We start from the raw sequence: 16,071 nt of genomic DNA, 5'->3' as shown, positions 1-16,071 counted from the left end.
ATGAAAAAGCCCCTGTCACTTCGTCAGTGACAGGGGCTTTTTTGTATCCGCTGAATCAGGCGTGGGATTGCAGGTAGTTCTCAAGCCCGATCAACTTGATCAGACCCAACTGCTTCTCGAGCCAATAGGTATGATCTTCTTCGGTGTCATGCAATTGAACCCGCAACATTTCGCGACTGACATAGTCCTTGTGCTGCTCGCAGAGCGTGATGCCTTTGCACAGTGCAGCACGGACCTTGTATTCCAGACGCAAATCCGCTTCAAGCATCTCGGTAACGGTGGTGCCGACATCCAGATCATCAGGACGCATGCGCGGCGTGCCTTCGAGCATCAGAATCCGGCGCATCAGGGCATCGGCGTGCCCGGCTTCTTCTTCCATCTCGTGGTTGATTCGTTCGTAGAGCTTGGTGAAACCCCAGTCCTCATACATCCGCGAGTGGACGAAATATTGATCACGCGCGGCCAGTTCGCCGGTCAGCAACGTGTTGAGGTAATCGATCACATCTGGGTGGCCTTGCATCGCCCTACATCTCCCTGCTTGAAAGTTGTAGTTTGAACCAACATGTCCCTATCGTCACTCGCCAGACGCAATAAAAGCGAAGATATTCTGAGAAAAACAGCTTAAATAACGCAAAAAACCGCCCAAACAAGGGCGGTTCTGCTTCTCATTTAGACTTCGTTAAGCTGTACGTTGAGCAGCTTTGCGATTGCTTCTCCATACGCCGGGTCAGCCTTGTAGAAATGCTGCAACTGGCGGTCAACCACATCACTCGACACACCCGCCATCGCACTGGCGATGTTGCTGACCAGCAGTGATTTCTGCTCCTCAGTCATCAAGCGGAACAACGCGCCGGCGTGACTGTAGTAATCCGTATCTTCACGGTGGTCGTAACGATCGGCAGCACCACTGAGGGCCAACGCCGGCTCTGCGTAACGAGGCGCCTGCTTCGGCGACTCGACGTAGCTGTTCGGCTCATAGTTCGGTGCCGCACCGCCATTGCTGCCAAAAGCCATCGAGCCATCGCGCTGGTAAGTGTTCACCGGACTCCGCGCAGCGTTGACCGGCAACTGTTGGTGATTGGTGCCGACACGGTAGCGGTGAGCGTCCGCATAAGCGAATACCCGGCCTTGTAGCATACGATCCGGCGAGAGACCAACGCCTGGCACCATATTGCTGGGGCCAAACGCCGCTTGCTCGACTTCCGCGAAGTAGTTCTGCGGATTGCGATTGAGCTCCAGCTCTCCGACTTCAATTAATGGAAACTCTTTCTGCGACCAGGTTTTGGTCACATCAAACGGGTTCTCGTAGTGTGCTGCCGCCTGAGCTTCGCTCATGAGCTGAATGCACACGCGCCATTTCGGGAAATCACCCTGCTCGATGGCATTAAACAAATCGCGCTGGGCGTAATCCGGATCTGTACCCGCCAGGCGCGCAGCCTCGGCAGGAGCAAGGTTCTTGATCCCCTGTTTGGTCTTGTAGTGCCACTTCACCCAGTGACGCTCGCCTTGAGCGTTGATGAGGCTGTAAGTGTGGCTGCCGAAGCCGTGCATGTGGCGGTATCCGTCAGGGATACCCCGGTCGGAGAACAGGATGGTGACTTGGTGCAACGCCTCAGGCGAATGCGACCAGAAGTCCCACATCATCTGAGCACTCTTCAGATTGCTTTGCGGCAAGCGCTTCTGGGTGTGAATAAAGTCCGGAAACTTCAGTGGGTCACGAATGAAGAACACTGGCGTGTTGTTACCGACGATGTCCCAGTTGCCTTCCTCGGTGTAGAACTTCAAGGCAAATCCGCGTGGATCACGTTCGGTGTCGGCCGAACCGCGCTCACCACCCACAGTGGAAAACCGTAGGAACGTTGGAGTTTGCTTGCCGACTGCATCAAACAACTTCGCGCTGGTGTATTGAGTGATATCGCGTGTCACGGTGAACGTACCGTAGGCACCCGAGCCTTTGGCGTGCACGCGGCGCTCAGGGATGTTTTCACGGTTGAAGTGGGCAAGCTTCTCGATCAGGTGAAAGTCGTCGAGCAGCAGCGGGCCACGAGGGCCGGCGGAACGGGAATTCTGGTTATCGGCAACAGGAGCGCCACTGGCGGTGGTAAGCGTTTTGTTTTGGCTCATGCGATCTTCCTTCCTCTGTCGGTCTTGAACTGCCGGCTATCGGCTGAGAAGGAGTATTGATCATCAATGTTACACCTACAAATTCATTAACTTGCAGGCATCGATAGAAAATTACTAATGATCAGCCCCCAACCGATAATATGACAACGGGAAGGATTCAAGGATTATACGAAGGTACATTTCTTACAGGCACAAAAAACCGGGCACTAGGCCCGGTTCTTTGTTTCAGACTGACGTCTTACTCGGCGGATACAGCTTCGCCGGCAGTAGCACGATCAACCAACTCGACGTACGCCATAGGCGCGTTGTCGCCAGCGCGGAAACCGCACTTGAGGATGCGCAGGTAGCCACCCTCACGGGTAGCGTAACGCTTGCCCAGATCGTTGAAGAGCTTACCAACGATAGCTTTCGAACGAGTACGGTCGAAAGCCAGACGACGGTTAGCAACGCTGTCTGTCTTGGCCAGAGTGATCAGCGGCTCGGCAACGCGGCGCAGTTCTTTGGCTTTTGGCAGAGTCGTTTTGATCAGCTCGTGCTCGAACAGCGACACCGCCATGTTTTGGAACATGGCCTTGCGGTGCGAGCTGGTGCGGCTCAGGTGACGACCACTTTTACGATGACGCATGGTTCATTCCTTACCAAACACTACGTTCGGTGATTACGACGATCAGGCAGTCGCCTTGTCGTCCTTCTTAAGACTTGCAGGCGGCCAGTTGTCGAGGCGCATGCCGAGGGACAGACCGCGGGAGGCCAGAACGTCCTTGATTTCAGTCAAGGATTTCTTGCCCAGGTTCGGAGTCTTCAACAGTTCCACTTCGGTACGCTGGATCAGGTCACCGATGTAGTAAATGTTTTCCGCCTTAAGGCAGTTAGCCGAACGTACAGTCAGTTCCAGATCGTCAACCGGGCGAAGCAGGATCGGATCGATCTCGTCTTCCTGCTCGACAACCACTGGCTCACTGTCACCTTTGAGGTCGACGAACGCAGCCAACTGCTGTTGCAGAATGGTTGCAGCGCGGCGGATAGCCTCTTCAGGATCCAGAGTACCGTTGGTTTCCAGATCAATAACCAGCTTGTCCAGGTTAGTACGCTGCTCGACACGGGCGTTTTCCACCACGTATGCGATACGGCGAACCGGGCTGAACGAAGAGTCAAGCTGCAAGCGACCGATGCTGCGGCTTTCGTCTTCATCGCTCTGACGCGAGTCTGCCGGTTCATAACCACGACCACGAGCTACTACGAGCTTCATGTTCAGGGCGCCGTTAGACGCCAGGTTAGCGATTACGTGATCGGGATTAACGATCTCGACATCATGATCCAGCTGAATATCGGCAGCGGTAACCACCCCCGAACCCTTCTTCGACAAGGTCAGCGTAACTTCGTCACGACCGTGCAGCTTGATAGCCAGACCTTTAAGGTTCAACAGGATTTCAATTACGTCTTCCTGTACACCTTCGATGGCGCTGTACTCGTGGAGCACACCGTCAATCTCGGCCTCGACTACTGCACAGCCGGGCATTGAGGACAACAGGATGCGGCGCAGCGCGTTGCCCAGGGTATGGCCGAAACCACGCTCGAGAGGCTCGAGAGTGATCTTGGCGCGGGTTGGACTGACAACCTGCACATCAATGTGGCGGGGTGTCAGGAACTCATTTACCGAAATCTGCATGGATGCACCTATTTTCTAGCCCTTACTTGGAGTAGAGCTCGACAATCAGGCTTTCGTTGATGTCGGCGGACAGATCACTGCGAGCTGGAACGTTCTTGAAAACGCCCGACTTCTTCTCAGTGTCTACTTCTACCCATTCTACGCGGCCACGTTGGGCACACAGATCGAGAGCTTGGACAATGCGAAGTTGATTTTTTGCTTTCTCGCGAACAGCAACCACGTCACCAGCACGAACCTGGTAGGACGGAACGTTAACGGTCTGACCGTTTACGCTGATCGACTTGTGCGATACCAGCTGACGGGATTCGGCACGAGTCGAACCAAAGCCCATACGGTATACAACGTTGTCCAGACGGCATTCGAGCAGTTGCAGCAGGTTTTCGCCAGTTGCACCTTTCTTGCCAGCAGCTTCTTTGTAGTAGCCGCTGAACTGACGCTCGAGAACGCCGTAGATACGACGGACCTTCTGCTTTTCACGCAGTTGGGTGCCGTAGTCGGACTGGCGACCGCGGCGTTGGCCGTGGATACCAGGTGCTGCTTCAATGTTGCACTTCGATTCGATCGCGCGCACGCCGCTCTTCAGGAAGAGATCGGTGCCTTCGCGACGAGCGAGTTTGCATTTTGGACCAATGTAACGAGCCATTCTTTACAATCTCCTGGATTACACGCGGCGCTTCTTCGGCGGACGGCACCCGTTGTGCGGGATTGGCGTCACGTCGGTGATGCTGGCGATCTTGTAGCCACAGCCGTTCAAAGCGCGGACTGCGGATTCACGACCTGGACCTGGACCTTTGACGTTTACGTCGAGGTTTTTCAGGCCGTATTCCAGCGCAGCTTGACCAGCACGTTCAGCAGCTACTTGAGCAGCAAACGGGGTGGACTTGCGGGAACCGCGGAAACCCGAACCACCGGAGGTAGCCCAGGAAAGAGCGTTACCTTGACGGTCGGTAATGGTCACGATGGTGTTGTTAAAAGATGCATGGATGTGGGCGATGCCATCAACCACTGTCTTTTTAACTTTTTTACGAGGACGAGCAGCAGGTTTTGCCATGATTAAATTCCTGTCGATTCGCTGGGGCGATTACTTGCGGATCGGCTTACGCGGACCTTTACGGGTACGCGCGTTGGTCTTGGTACGCTGACCGCGCACTGGAAGACCGCGACGATGACGCAGACCGCGATAGCAACCGAGGTCCATCAAGCGCTTGATTTTCATGTTGATTTCGCGACGCAGGTCACCTTCAGTGGTGAACTTCGCCACTTCGCCACGCAGCTGTTCAATCTGCTCGTCGCTCAGATCTTTGATCTTTGCTGCTGGGTTTACCCCAGTCTCTGCACAAATTTTCTGTGCAGTAGTGCGACCAACACCATAGATGTAGGTCAGCGAGATAACAGTATGCTTGTTATCTGGAATGTTAACGCCTGCAATACGGGCCATTCAGTGGGACTCCAATTGACAGCTACCTACGCCCCGGAAGCCAAGAAATAGGGCGCGAGATAATATCGCTGTAATAACAAATAATCAACCCGGCAGCGCACTAGCTGCCGGGCTTGAAGCACAATCACACTCAGCCTTGGCGCTGTTTGTGACGCGGTTCCGCGCTGCAAATTACTCGAACAACACCTTCGCGGCGAATAATCTTGCAGTTACGGCACAGCTTTTTCACCGATGCACGAACTTTCATCACCAACTCCTCGAACCTTATGGGTCAGCGCAGCATGCCGCTGCCGTAACCCTTCAGGTTGGCTTTCTTCATCAGGGATTCGTACTGGTGCGAAACGAGGTGCGATTGTACTTGGGACATGAAGTCCATCACAACCACGACGACGATCAGCAACGAGGTCCCGCCAAGGTAGAACGGTACGTTGGCTGCAACCACCAGGAACTGGGGCAACAGGCAGACGGCCGTCATGTAAAGAGCACCGAACATGGTCAAGCGGGTCAGAACGCCATCAATGTAGCGCGCAGACTGCTCACCTGGACGGATGCCCGGAATAAAGGCACCGGACTTCTTCAGGTTTTCCGCTACGTCTTTCGGATTGAACATCAACGCCGTATAGAAGAAGCAGAAGAAAATAATCCCTGCACTAAACAGCAGAATATTCAACGGCTGACCAGGAGCGATCGACTGCGAGATGTCCTGCAACCAGCCCATACCTTCAGACTGACCGAACCAGGCACCCAACGAAGCCGGGAACAGCAAAATGCTGCTCGCGAAAATAGCCGGAATAACACCGGCCATGTTCACCTTCAGCGGCAAGTGGCTGGTCTGCGCAGCGAAGACCTTGCGGCCCTGCTGACGCTTGGCGTAGTGAACAGCAATACGACGCTGACCACGCTCAATGAACACCACGAAACCGATAATCGCTACTGCCAGCAAACCGATGGCAACCAGGGCGAAGATGTTGATATCACCCTGACGTGCAGACTCGAAAGACTGCCCGATCGCTCTCGGAAGACCGGCGACGATACCCGAAAAAATCAACATCGAGATACCGTTGCCAACACCACGCTCAGTAATCTGCTCACCCAGCCACATCATGAACATCGCACCAGCCACAAACGTGGATACCGCGACGAAATGGAAGCCAAAGTCACCAGTGAACGCAACGCCCTGCCCCGCCAGACCAATGGACATGCCAATGGCCTGAACGAGAGCGAGGACGACAGTGCCGTAGCGGGTGTACTGGCTGATCTTGCGACGGCCAGCTTCACCTTCCTTCTTCAACTGCTCCAGCTGCGGGCTGACGGCGGTCATCAGTTGCATGATGATCGATGCCGAGATGTACGGCATGATCCCCAGTGCAAAGATGCTCATCCGCTCCAGCGCGCCGCCGGAAAACATGTTGAACAAGCTAAGAATGGTCCCCTCATTCTGTCGAAACAGGTCCGCGAGTCGGTCCGGGTTGATACCTGGAACCGGGATGTGTGCGCCTATTCGGTAGACGATAATCGCCAGGAACAGAAAACGCAGACGAGCCCAGAGTTCAGACATACCGCCTTTGCCGAGCGCAGAGAGAGCACCTTGCTTAGCCATTTATTCCTCGAACTTGCCGCCAGCTGCTTCGATAGCCGCACGCGCACCTTTGGTGGCGCCGATTCCCTTGCCGATAGTGACAGCGCGAGTCACTTCACCGGACAGCATGATTTTCACACGCTGTACGTTGACGTTGATCACGTTGGCATCTTTCAGGGACTGCACGGTGACGATGTCGCCTTCCACTTTAGCCAGCTCGGACAGACGCACTTCTGCGCGGTCCATGGCCTTCAGGGAAACGAAACCGAACTTCGGCAGGCGACGATGCAGCGGCTGTTGACCGCCTTCAAAGCCTGGAGCAATGGTGCCACCGGAGCGAGAGGTCTGACCTTTGTGACCACGGCCACCAGTCTTACCCAAACCGCTACCGATACCACGGCCCGGACGATGCTTTTCGCGACGGGAACCCGGCGCTGGACTCAGATCATTGAGTTTCATCGATTAACCCTCGACACGCAGCATGTAGTAAGCCTTGCTGATCATCCCGCGATTCTCGGGAGTATCCTGGACTTCTACAGTGTGACCGATGCGACGCAGACCCAGACCCTTAACGCACAGTTTGTGGTTAGGGATGCGGCCGGTCATGCTTTTGATCAGCGTAACTTTAACGGTAGCCATGATCAGAAGATCTCCTTGACGCTTTTGCCACGCTTGGCGGCAATGGATTCAGGAGACTGCATTGCTTTCAAACCCTTGAAAGTGGCGTGAACCACGTTTACCGGGTTAGTCGAGCCGTAGCACTTGGCCAGAACGTTCTGAACGCCAGCAACTTCGAGAACGGCACGCATAGCGCCGCCAGCGATGATACCGGTACCTTCAGAAGCAGGCTGCATGTACACCTTCGAAGCGCCGTGAGCGGACTTCATTGCGTACTGCAGGGTGGTGCCGTTCAGATCAACCTGGATCATGTTGCGGCGAGCAGCTTCCATTGCCTTCTGGATCGCAGCAGGCACTTCACGCGACTTGCCACGGCCGAAGCCAACACGGCCCTTACCATCACCAACCACGGTCAACGCGGTGAAAGTGAAGATACGGCCGCCTTTAACGGTTTTGGCTACGCGGTTAACTTGAACCAGCTTCTCGATGTAGCCTTCGTCGCGCTTTTGGTCGTTATTTGACATAACTTAGAACTCCAGCCCAGCTTCACGAGCAGCATCAGCCAGCGCTTTAACGCGGCCGTGGTACTTGAAGCCAGAGCGGTCGAAAGCCACCTGCGAGACGCCAGCGGCCTTAGCACGCGTAGCGACCAGCTGGCCAACCTTAGTGGCCGCGTCGATGTTGCCGGTGGCACCATCACGCAGTTCTTTATCCAAAGTCGAGGCGCTTGCCAGGACTTTGTTGCCGTCGGCCGAAATGACCTGGGCGTAGATGTGCTGCGAAGAGCGGAACACGCAGAGACGCACGACTTCGAGTTCGTGCATTTTCAGGCGTGCTTTGCGAGCGCGACGCAGTCGAGTAACTTTTTTGTCGGTCATTTGCTATGCCCTACTTCTTCTTGGCTTCTTTACGACGGACGACTTCGTCCGCGTAGCGCACACCTTTGCCTTTGTACGGCTCTGGTGGACGGAAGTCGCGGATCTCGGCGGCCACTTGACCTACCAGCTGCTTGTCGATGCCCTTGATCAGGATATCGGTCTGGCTAGGAGTCTCAGCGGTGATGCCTTCCGGCAGTTCGTAATCCACTGGGTGCGAGAAGCCAAGAGCCAGGTTCAGCACTGTGCCTTTTGCTTGCGCTTTGTAACCAACACCGACCAGCTGGAGCTTGCGCTCGAAGCCTTGGCTTACGCCTTGGACCATGTTGTTTACCAACGCACGAGTGGTACCAGCCATTGCGCGAGTCTGTTGATCGCCATTGCGAGCAGCAAAACGCAGCTCACCAGCTTCTTCAACGATCTCAACGGACGAATGGATGTTCAGTTCGAGAGTGCCCTTGGCACCCTTCACCGAAAGCTGTTGGCCTGCGAATTTTACTTCGACACCGGCTGGCAGCTTAACGGGGTTCTTAGCGACGCGAGACATGCTTATCCCCCCTTAGAACACAGTGCAAAGAACTTCGCCGCCGACACCGGCAGCGCGCGCAGCACGATCAGTCATCACACCCTTGTTGGTGGAGACGATAGACACACCGAGACCGCCACGAACTTTTGGCAGATCATCGACGGACTTGTACTGACGCAGGCCTGGACGGCTAACGCGCTTCACTTCTTCGATAACCGGACGGCCTTCGAAGTACTTCAGCTCGATGGACAGCAGTGGTTTGATTTCGCTGCTGATCTGATAACCCGCAATGTAACCTTCGTCCTTCAGGACTTTGGCAACAGCTACCTTCAACGTGGAAGATGGCATGCTTACGACGGACTTTTCAGCCATCTGGGCATTACGGATACGAGTTAGCATGTCCGCTAACGGGTCCTGCATACTCATGGGCTAGACGCTCCTAATACAAAAAAATTAGCCTTGCGGCTATTACGTGTCGCCGAGAATCTCCGGGCATGAAAAACACGGGCTCAGGCGAGCCGGGTATTCTAGACACACCCCAGAAATGAATCAAGCCCCAAAAGGGGCTTGATCCAGATTCAAGGCCACCGGTGGTCAGGATCTTGCGATCCTGGACACCGAGACTTTGACAGTACTTACCAGCTGGCTTTAACCAGACCCGGTACGTCACCACGCATGGCAGCTTCACGCAGTTTGTTACGGCCGAGGCCGAACTTGCGGTAAACGCCGTGTGGACGACCGGTCAGGCGGCAGCGGTTACGCATGCGCGAAGCGCTTGCGTCACGTGGCTGCTTCTGCAGAGCTACTGTAGCTTCCCAACGCGCTTCTGGACTTGCGTTCAGATCAACGATGATAGCTTTCAGTGCTGCACGCTTCTTGGCGTACTTGGCAACCGTGAGCTGACGCTTCAGCTCGCGGTTTTTCATGCTCATCTTGGCCATGGTCCTACTCCAATCAGTTGCGGAACGGGAATTTGAACGCACGCAGCAGAGCGCGGCCTTCATCATCGTTCTTGGCAGTGGTGGTCAGGGTGATGTCCAGACCGCGGAGAGCATCGATCTTGTCGTAGTCGATTTCCGGGAAGATGATCTGCTCTTTCACGCCCATGCTGTAGTTGCCACGACCATCGAAGGACTTGGCATTCAGGCCGCGGAAGTCGCGAACCCGAGGCAGGGAGATCGACAGCAGACGATCCAGGAACTCGTACATACGCTCACGGCGCAGGGTCACTTTGACGCCGATCGGCCAACCTTCACGGACTTTAAAGCCAGCGATGGATTTCCGAGCGTAGGTCACAACGACTTTCTGGCCGGTGATCTTTTCCAGGTCAGCAACAGCGTGCTCGATGACTTTTTTGTCGCCGATCGCTTCGCCCAGACCCATGTTCAGGGTGATTTTGGTAACGCGCGGAACTTCCATCACGTTCGAAAGCTTAAGTTCTTCCTTAAGTTTCGGAGCGATTTCCTTCCGGTAAATCTCTTTTAGTCGTGCCATGGTCTTCTACCTAGCAGTGTTCAAGCATCAACCGCTTTTTGGGTCGACTTGAAGACACGAATTTTCTTACCGTCTTCTACTTTGAAACCAACGCGGTCAGCCTTGTTGGTTTCGCCATTGAAGATGGCGACGTTGGAAGCGTGCAGTGGCGCTTCTTTCTCGACGATACCGCCCTGTACGCCCGACATCGGGTTAGGCTTGGTATGACGCTTGACCAGGTTCAGACCACCAACAACCAGACGGTTGTCAGCAAGAACCTTCAGCACCTTACCGCGCTTACCTTTGTCTTTGCCGGCGATCACGATGATCTCGTCGTCACGACGAATCTTTTGCATGTCGGATCTCCTTACAGCACTTCTGGGGCGAGCGAGACGATCTTCATGAACTTCTCAGTACGAAGTTCACGGGTCACTGGCCCAAAGATACGGGTGCCGATCGGCTCTTGCTTGTTGTTCAACAGAACAGCAGCGTTGCCATCAAAGCGGATAATGGAGCCATCAGCACGACGTACGCCGTGACGAGTGCGGACTACAACAGCAGTCATCACTTGGCCTTTTTTCACTTTACCGCGAGGAATTGCTTCCTTCACGGTAACTTTGATGATGTCACCGATACCAGCGTAACGACGATGGGAGCCACCCAGCACCTTGATGCACATAACACGGCGAGCGCCGCTGTTATCGGCCACATCGAGCATGGATTGAGTCTGAATCATATAATTTCTCCGACCCCTAGTCCTTAGACTTCCACAGCGCGTTCGAGAACATCAACCAGCGCCCAAGACTTGGTCTTGGCCAAAGGACGAGTTTCACGAATAGTGACTTTGTCGCCGATGTGGCACTGATTGGTTTCGTCGTGCGCGTGCAGCTTAGTCGAACGCTTAACGTATTTACCGTAGATCGGGTGCTTAACGCGACGCTCGATCAGAACGGTGATGGTTTTGTCCATCTTGTCGCTGACAACACGGCCAGTCAGCGTACGGACAGTTTTTTCGGCTTCAGCCATGATTACTTACCTGCCTGCTGGTTGAGCACAGTCTTCACGCGAGCGATGTCACGCTTAACTTGCGAGAGCAGATGAGACTGCCCCAACTGGCCAGTTGCTTTCTGCATACGCAGATTGAACTGGTCGCGCAGCAGGCCGAGCAGTTGCTCGTTCAGCTGCTGTGCGGATTTTTCACGAAGTTCATTCGCTTTCATCACATCACCGTCCGTTTAACAAAGGAGGTGGCGAGCGGCAGCTTTGCAGCAGCCAGGGCGAAAGCCTCACGCGCCAGCTCTTCAGAAACACCCTCGATTTCATACAGGACTTTGCCTGGCTGAATCTGGGCAACCCAGTACTCCACGTTACCCTTACCTTTACCCATACGAACCTCGAGAGGTTTTTTGGAGATCGGCTTGTCCGGGAATACACGGATCCAGATCTTGCCGCCACGTTTTACGTGACGGGTCAGAGCACGACGCGCTGACTCGATCTGACGAGCGGTGAGACGACCACGAGCAACAGACTTCAGCGCGAACTCGCCGAAGCTGACTTTGCTACCGCGCAATGCCAGGCCACGGTTGTGACCAGTCATTTGCTTGCGGAACTTCGTACGCTTTGGTTGCAACATTTGGCGTACCCCTTACTTAGCAGCTTTTTTACGAGGCGCTGGTGCTTGTGGTTTCAGTTCTTCTTGGCGACCACCAATTACTTCGCCTTTGAAGATCCAAACCTTTACACCGATCACACCGTAAGTGGTGTGAGCTTCGTAGTTGGCATAGTCGATGTCGGCACGCAGGGTGTGCAATGGCACACGACCTTCGCGATACCATTCAGTACGTGCGATTTCAGCACCGCCGAGACGACCGCTCACTTGGATTTTGATGCCTTTGGCACCAATGCGCATGGCGTTCTGTACAGCGCGCTTCATAGCGCGACGGAACATTACGCGACGCTCCAGCTGCTGAGCTACGCTCTGCGCAACCAGCATACCGTCGAGCTCCGGCTTGCGGATCTCTTCGATATTGATGTGCACAGGCACACCCATTTGCTTGGTCAGGTCCTGACGCAGTTTCTCAACATCTTCACCTTTCTTCCCGATAACGATACCTGGACGAGCGGTGTGGATGGTGATGCGTGCAGTTTGGGCCGGACGATGGATATCGATACGGCTTACGGACGCGCTTTTTAGTTTGTCTTGGAGGTACTCACGCACATTCAGATCTGCGAGCAAATAGTCCGCATAAGTCCGACCGTCTGCGTACCAGACGGAGGTGTGCTCCTTGACGATTCCCAGGCGAATGCCAATGGGATGTACTTTCTGACCCATCTCTTCGACTCCGTTACTTGTCAGCAACCTTGACAGTGATATGGCAAGACCGCTTGACGATGCGATCAGCACGGCCTTTGGCACGTGGCATGATGCGCTTCAGCGAACGCCCTTCGTTGACGAAAACGGTGCTGACCTTCAGGTCATCAACGTCTGCGCCTTCGTTATGCTCGGCGTTGGCTACGGCCGACTCCAGCACTTTCTTCATGATCTCGGCGGCTTTCTTACTGCTGAAAGCCAACAGGTTGAGCGCTTCGCCCACCTTCTTCCCGCGAATCTGGTCGGCGACCAAGCGGGCTTTCTGGGCGGAGATTCGAGCGCCCGACAACTTAGCGGCTACTTCCATTTCCTAACCCCTTAACGCTTGGCTTTCTTGTCTGCCACGTGCCCGCGATAAGTGCGGGTACCGGCGAACTCGCCCAGTTTGTGGCCGACCATGTCTTCGTTCACGAGAACTGGGACGTGCTGACGACCGTTGTGTACTGCGATGGTCAGACCGACCATTTGTGGCAGGATCATCGAACGGCGCGACCAGGTTTTCACTGGTTTGCGATCATTCTTTTCCGCCGCCACTTCGATCTTCTTCAGTAGGTGAAGATCGATAAAAGGACCTTTTTTCAGAGAACGTGGCACTGTCGTATCCCTCTATTTACTTGCGACGACGGACGATCATTTTGTCGGTACGCTTATTACCACGAGTCTTCGCGCCCTTAGTCGGGAAGCCCCATGGCGATACCGGATGACGACCACCAGAGGTACGACCTTCACCACCACCATGTGGGTGGTCAACCGGGTTCATGGCAACACCACGAACGGTTGGGCGAACGCCACGCCAGCGTTTGGCACCGGCTTTACCCAGCGAACGCAGGCTGTGCTCGGAGTTCGAGACTTCGCCCAGGGTCGCACGGCATTCAGCCAGGACTTTACGCATTTCACCGGAACGCAGACGCAGGGTAACGTACACGCCTTCACGAGCGATCAGCTGAGCCGAAGCACCAGCGGAACGAGCGATCTGTGCGCCTTTACCTGGCTTCAGTTCGATGCCGTGTACGGTAGAACCGACTGGAATGTTGCGCAGTTGCAGAGCGTTGCCTGGCTTGATTGGAGCCAGAGCGCCTGCGATCAGCTGGTCGCCAGCACTCACGCCTTTAGGGGCGATGATGTAGCGGCGCTCGCCGTCTGCGTAGCAGAGCAGTGCGATGTGAGCAGTACGGTTTGGATCGTATTCGATACGCTCGACAGTGGCGACGATGCCATCTTTGTCGTTGCGACGGAAATCGACCATACGGTAATGCTGCTTATGACCACCACCGATGTGACGAGTGGTAATACGGCCATTGTTGTTACGACCACCAGTCTTCGATTTCTTCTCGAGCAGCGGTGCGTGAGGAGCGCCTTTATGCAGCTCCTGGTTGACCACCTTGACCACAAAACGGCGGCCAGGGGAAGTCGGTTTGCATTTAACGATTGCCATGATGCACCCCTTCCTTACTCAGCACTGCTGCTGAAATCGAGATCTTGGCCTGGCTGAAGGGAGATAACTGCCTTCTTCCAGTCATTACGCTTGCCCAGACCGCGAGCAGTGCGCTTGCTCTTACCCAGAACGTTCAGGGTAGTAACACGCTCTACTTTCACGCTGAACAGGCTTTCGACGGCCTTCTTGATTTCCAGCTTGGTTGCATCAGTAGCAACCTTGAAAACGAACTGGCCTTTCTTGTCTGCCAGAACCGTAGCCTTCTCGGAAACGTGCGGGCCAAGCAGAACTTTAAATACGCGTTCCTGGTTCATCCCAGCAGCTCCTCGAATTTCTTCACGGCCGACACGGTGATCAACACCTTGTCGTATGCGATCAGACTAACTGGATCGGAACCTTGCACGTCACGTACATCTACGTGTGGCAGGTTACGAGCAGCCAGGTACAGGTTCTGATCAACAGCGTCCGACACGATCAGAACGTCGGTCAGGCTCATGTTGTTCAGCTTGCCCAGCAGGTCTTTGGTTTTCGGCGTTTCAACGGCGAAATCCTGAACCACGACCAGACGATCAGTACGCACCAGCTCAGCAAGGATGGAACGCATTGCTGCGCGATACATCTTCTTGTTCAGCTTCTGGGAGTGATCCTGAGGACGAGCTGCGAAAGTGGTACCGCCGCCACGCCAGATTGGGCTACGGATAGTACCGGCACGAGCACGGCCAGTACCTTTCTGACGCCATGGGCGCTTGCCGCCACCACGAACGTCGGAACGGGTCTTTTGCTGCTTGGAACCCTGACGGCCGCCGGCCATGTAGGCCACGACTGCTTGGTGAACCAGCGTCTCGTTGAATTCGCCGCCAAATGTCAGTTCGGAAACTTCGATCGCTTGAGCGTCATTTACATTTAATTGCATGTCAGCTTCCCCTTAACCGCGAGCCTTGGCTGCTGGACGTACAACCAAGTTGCCGCCAGTAGCGCCAGGAACAGCGCCCTTGACCAACAACAGATTGCGTTCAGCGTCCACGCGCACTACTTCGAGGGACTGCACGGTCACGCGCTCAGCGCCCATATGACCGGACATTTTTTTGCCCTTGAATACACGACCAGGAGTCTGGCACTGGCCGATAGAGCCTGGAACGCGGTGGGATACGGAGTTACCGTGGGTGTTATCTTGCCCGCGGAAATTCCAACGCTTGATCGTACCCTGGAAGCCTTTACCCTTGGACTGACCGGTTACATCAACCAGTTGACCAGCGGCGAAGATTTCAGCGTTGATCAGATCGCCGGCCTGGTACTCGCCTTCTTCAAGGCGGAATTCCATTACGGTACGACCAGCGGCAACGTTCGCTTTAGCGAAGTGGCCAGCCTGAGCTGCTGTTACACGCGAAGCACGACGCTCGCCGACAGTGACTTGCACTGCACGATAGCCATCGGTCTCTTCAGTTTTGAACTGGGTGACGCGATTCGGCTCGATCTCAATGACCGTGACCGGAATGGAGACACCTTCTTCGGTGAAAATACGGGTCATACCGCATTTACGACCGACTACACCAATAGTCATGTTGTAAACCTCATGAGTGTACGGGGCTTTCACCCGCTATGGCCGCCCATTTCAGAGCGTTACACGACTAAGACCGAGTCTTAGCCGAGGCTGATCTGCACTTCCACACCGGCCGCAAGATCAAGCTTCATAAGAGCGTCAACGGTTTTATCCGTTGGCTGGACGATGTCCAGAACACGCTTATGAGTACGGATCTCGTACTGGTCACGCGCGTCTTTGTTGACGTGCGGGGAGACCAGAACGGTGAACCGCTCTTTACGGGTAGGCAGTGGAATTGGACCACGCACTTGAGCACCAGTACGTTTCGCGGTTTCCACGATTTCCTGGGTTGATTGGTCGATCAGGCGATGGTCGAAAGCCTTCAACCTGATACGGATTTGCTGATTTTGCATTGGATTTCAG

Annotated in this window: 30 protein-coding genes; all 30 read right to left on the bottom strand. The window is 54.8% G+C overall.

The window, feature by feature from the left end; all coding sequences use genetic code 11:
• Positions 1-55: 55 nt before the first annotated feature.
• Entirely contained in the window at positions 56-520 is a 465-nt protein-coding gene (gene bfr / locus PMI28_RS20800; RefSeq protein ID WP_007984427.1) for a bacterioferritin, read from the bottom strand.
• Positions 521-669: 149 nt separating this feature from the next.
• A complete protein-coding gene (locus PMI28_RS20805; protein WP_007984426.1) occupies positions 670-2,124 on the bottom strand; it encodes a catalase in 1,455 nt (484 codons plus the stop codon).
• Positions 2,125-2,362: 238 nt separating this feature from the next.
• Positions 2,363-2,749 (bottom strand): 50S ribosomal protein L17, encoded by a 387-nt coding sequence (rplQ, locus tag PMI28_RS20810; protein WP_007970429.1) that lies wholly within the window; start codon positions 2,747-2,749, stop codon positions 2,363-2,365.
• Positions 2,750-2,791: 42 nt separating this feature from the next.
• Positions 2,792-3,793 carry a DNA-directed RNA polymerase subunit alpha gene (locus PMI28_RS20815; protein ID WP_007970428.1) on the bottom strand — a complete coding sequence of 334 codons (1,002 nt, stop codon included), beginning with the start codon at positions 3,791-3,793 and terminating at the stop codon, positions 2,792-2,794.
• A 22-nt stretch (positions 3,794-3,815) separates the two neighbouring features.
• Complete coding sequence (gene rpsD, locus PMI28_RS20820; RefSeq protein WP_003176404.1) at positions 3,816-4,436, bottom strand: 30S ribosomal protein S4; 621 nt, start codon at positions 4,434-4,436, stop codon at positions 3,816-3,818.
• Positions 4,437-4,454: 18 nt separating this feature from the next.
• Positions 4,455-4,844, bottom strand: a complete 390-nt coding sequence (gene rpsK, locus PMI28_RS20825) for a 30S ribosomal protein S11 (protein ID WP_002555466.1) — start codon at positions 4,842-4,844, stop codon at positions 4,455-4,457.
• 30 nt (positions 4,845-4,874) lie between these two features.
• Positions 4,875-5,231, bottom strand: coding sequence for a 30S ribosomal protein S13 (gene rpsM, locus PMI28_RS0128375; RefSeq protein WP_009045849.1), 357 nt, complete (start codon positions 5,229-5,231; stop codon positions 4,875-4,877).
• Positions 5,232-5,361: 130 nt separating this feature from the next.
• Positions 5,362-5,478 carry a 50S ribosomal protein L36 gene (rpmJ, locus tag PMI28_RS29440; protein WP_002555468.1) on the bottom strand — a complete coding sequence of 39 codons (117 nt, stop codon included), beginning with the start codon at positions 5,476-5,478 and terminating at the stop codon, positions 5,362-5,364.
• Between the two features lie 24 nt (positions 5,479-5,502).
• Positions 5,503-6,831, bottom strand: coding sequence for a preprotein translocase subunit SecY (gene secY / locus PMI28_RS20830; protein WP_003228718.1), 1,329 nt, complete (start codon positions 6,829-6,831; stop codon positions 5,503-5,505).
• Complete coding sequence (gene rplO / locus PMI28_RS20835) at positions 6,832-7,269, bottom strand: 50S ribosomal protein L15 (protein WP_003228720.1); 438 nt, start codon at positions 7,267-7,269, stop codon at positions 6,832-6,834.
• 3 nt (positions 7,270-7,272) lie between these two features.
• Positions 7,273-7,449, bottom strand: a complete 177-nt coding sequence (gene rpmD, locus PMI28_RS20840; RefSeq protein WP_007984422.1) for a 50S ribosomal protein L30 — start codon at positions 7,447-7,449, stop codon at positions 7,273-7,275.
• A gap of 2 nt (positions 7,450-7,451) precedes the next feature.
• A complete protein-coding gene (gene rpsE, locus PMI28_RS20845; RefSeq protein ID WP_003186035.1) occupies positions 7,452-7,952 on the bottom strand; it encodes a 30S ribosomal protein S5 in 501 nt (166 codons plus the stop codon).
• A gap of 3 nt (positions 7,953-7,955) precedes the next feature.
• Positions 7,956-8,306 carry a 50S ribosomal protein L18 gene (rplR, locus tag PMI28_RS20850; RefSeq protein ID WP_003186037.1) on the bottom strand — a complete coding sequence of 117 codons (351 nt, stop codon included), beginning with the start codon at positions 8,304-8,306 and terminating at the stop codon, positions 7,956-7,958.
• 10 nt (positions 8,307-8,316) lie between these two features.
• Entirely contained in the window at positions 8,317-8,850 is a 534-nt protein-coding gene (rplF, locus tag PMI28_RS20855) for a 50S ribosomal protein L6 (protein ID WP_003176412.1), read from the bottom strand.
• Positions 8,851-8,862: 12 nt separating this feature from the next.
• Positions 8,863-9,255, bottom strand: a complete 393-nt coding sequence (gene rpsH, locus PMI28_RS20860) for a 30S ribosomal protein S8 (RefSeq protein ID WP_003186040.1) — start codon at positions 9,253-9,255, stop codon at positions 8,863-8,865.
• Between the two features lie 209 nt (positions 9,256-9,464).
• Positions 9,465-9,770, bottom strand: a complete 306-nt coding sequence (gene rpsN / locus PMI28_RS20865) for a 30S ribosomal protein S14 (RefSeq protein ID WP_003176414.1) — start codon at positions 9,768-9,770, stop codon at positions 9,465-9,467.
• A 13-nt stretch (positions 9,771-9,783) separates the two neighbouring features.
• Positions 9,784-10,323, bottom strand: a complete 540-nt coding sequence (gene rplE, locus PMI28_RS20870) for a 50S ribosomal protein L5 (RefSeq protein WP_003210069.1) — start codon at positions 10,321-10,323, stop codon at positions 9,784-9,786.
• Between the two features lie 20 nt (positions 10,324-10,343).
• On the bottom strand, positions 10,344-10,658 hold the full coding sequence (rplX, locus tag PMI28_RS20875) for a 50S ribosomal protein L24 (protein ID WP_003186046.1): 315 nt from the start codon (positions 10,656-10,658) through the stop codon (positions 10,344-10,346).
• Positions 10,659-10,669: 11 nt separating this feature from the next.
• Entirely contained in the window at positions 10,670-11,038 is a 369-nt protein-coding gene (gene rplN / locus PMI28_RS20880) for a 50S ribosomal protein L14 (protein WP_002555479.1), read from the bottom strand.
• A 23-nt stretch (positions 11,039-11,061) separates the two neighbouring features.
• Positions 11,062-11,328 carry a 30S ribosomal protein S17 gene (rpsQ, locus tag PMI28_RS20885; protein ID WP_003176419.1) on the bottom strand — a complete coding sequence of 89 codons (267 nt, stop codon included), beginning with the start codon at positions 11,326-11,328 and terminating at the stop codon, positions 11,062-11,064.
• A gap of 2 nt (positions 11,329-11,330) precedes the next feature.
• Positions 11,331-11,522 carry a 50S ribosomal protein L29 gene (gene rpmC, locus PMI28_RS20890; protein WP_002555481.1) on the bottom strand — a complete coding sequence of 64 codons (192 nt, stop codon included), beginning with the start codon at positions 11,520-11,522 and terminating at the stop codon, positions 11,331-11,333.
• Positions 11,522-11,935, bottom strand: a complete 414-nt coding sequence (gene rplP, locus PMI28_RS20895) for a 50S ribosomal protein L16 (RefSeq protein ID WP_003228729.1) — start codon at positions 11,933-11,935, stop codon at positions 11,522-11,524. The genes rpmC and rplP overlap by 1 nt, the downstream gene beginning before the upstream one ends.
• 12 nt (positions 11,936-11,947) lie before the next feature.
• The gene (gene rpsC / locus PMI28_RS20900; RefSeq protein WP_007970424.1) at positions 11,948-12,634 is read right to left on the bottom strand and encodes a 30S ribosomal protein S3; all 687 of its coding nucleotides are present in this window, start codon (positions 12,632-12,634) and stop codon (positions 11,948-11,950) included.
• 13 nt (positions 12,635-12,647) lie between these two features.
• Entirely contained in the window at positions 12,648-12,980 is a 333-nt protein-coding gene (gene rplV, locus PMI28_RS20905) for a 50S ribosomal protein L22 (protein ID WP_003103908.1), read from the bottom strand.
• 11 nt (positions 12,981-12,991) lie between these two features.
• Complete coding sequence (gene rpsS, locus PMI28_RS20910) at positions 12,992-13,267, bottom strand: 30S ribosomal protein S19 (RefSeq protein ID WP_002555486.1); 276 nt, start codon at positions 13,265-13,267, stop codon at positions 12,992-12,994.
• Between the two features lie 16 nt (positions 13,268-13,283).
• Entirely contained in the window at positions 13,284-14,108 is an 825-nt protein-coding gene (gene rplB / locus PMI28_RS20915; protein WP_003228734.1) for a 50S ribosomal protein L2, read from the bottom strand.
• Between the two features lie 14 nt (positions 14,109-14,122).
• A complete protein-coding gene (rplW, locus tag PMI28_RS20920) occupies positions 14,123-14,422 on the bottom strand; it encodes a 50S ribosomal protein L23 (protein WP_002555488.1) in 300 nt (99 codons plus the stop codon).
• On the bottom strand, positions 14,419-15,021 hold the full coding sequence (rplD, locus tag PMI28_RS20925; RefSeq protein ID WP_003228735.1) for a 50S ribosomal protein L4: 603 nt from the start codon (positions 15,019-15,021) through the stop codon (positions 14,419-14,421). The genes rplW and rplD overlap by 4 nt, the downstream gene beginning before the upstream one ends.
• A gap of 12 nt (positions 15,022-15,033) precedes the next feature.
• Positions 15,034-15,669: a 50S ribosomal protein L3 gene (gene rplC, locus PMI28_RS20930; RefSeq protein WP_003186059.1), complete on the bottom strand. Its 636-nt coding sequence runs from the start codon at positions 15,667-15,669 to the stop codon at positions 15,034-15,036.
• A gap of 80 nt (positions 15,670-15,749) precedes the next feature.
• Positions 15,750-16,061: a 30S ribosomal protein S10 gene (gene rpsJ, locus PMI28_RS20935; protein ID WP_003186070.1), complete on the bottom strand. Its 312-nt coding sequence runs from the start codon at positions 16,059-16,061 to the stop codon at positions 15,750-15,752.
• Positions 16,062-16,071: the final 10 nt, after the last annotated feature.

This window comes from Pseudomonas sp. GM48 (assembly GCF_000282335.1).
Lineage (GTDB): Bacteria > Pseudomonadota > Gammaproteobacteria > Pseudomonadales > Pseudomonadaceae > Aquipseudomonas.
Note: the sequence above shows the minus strand (reverse complement) of the source record. Positions and strands in the feature narration are given on the sequence as shown.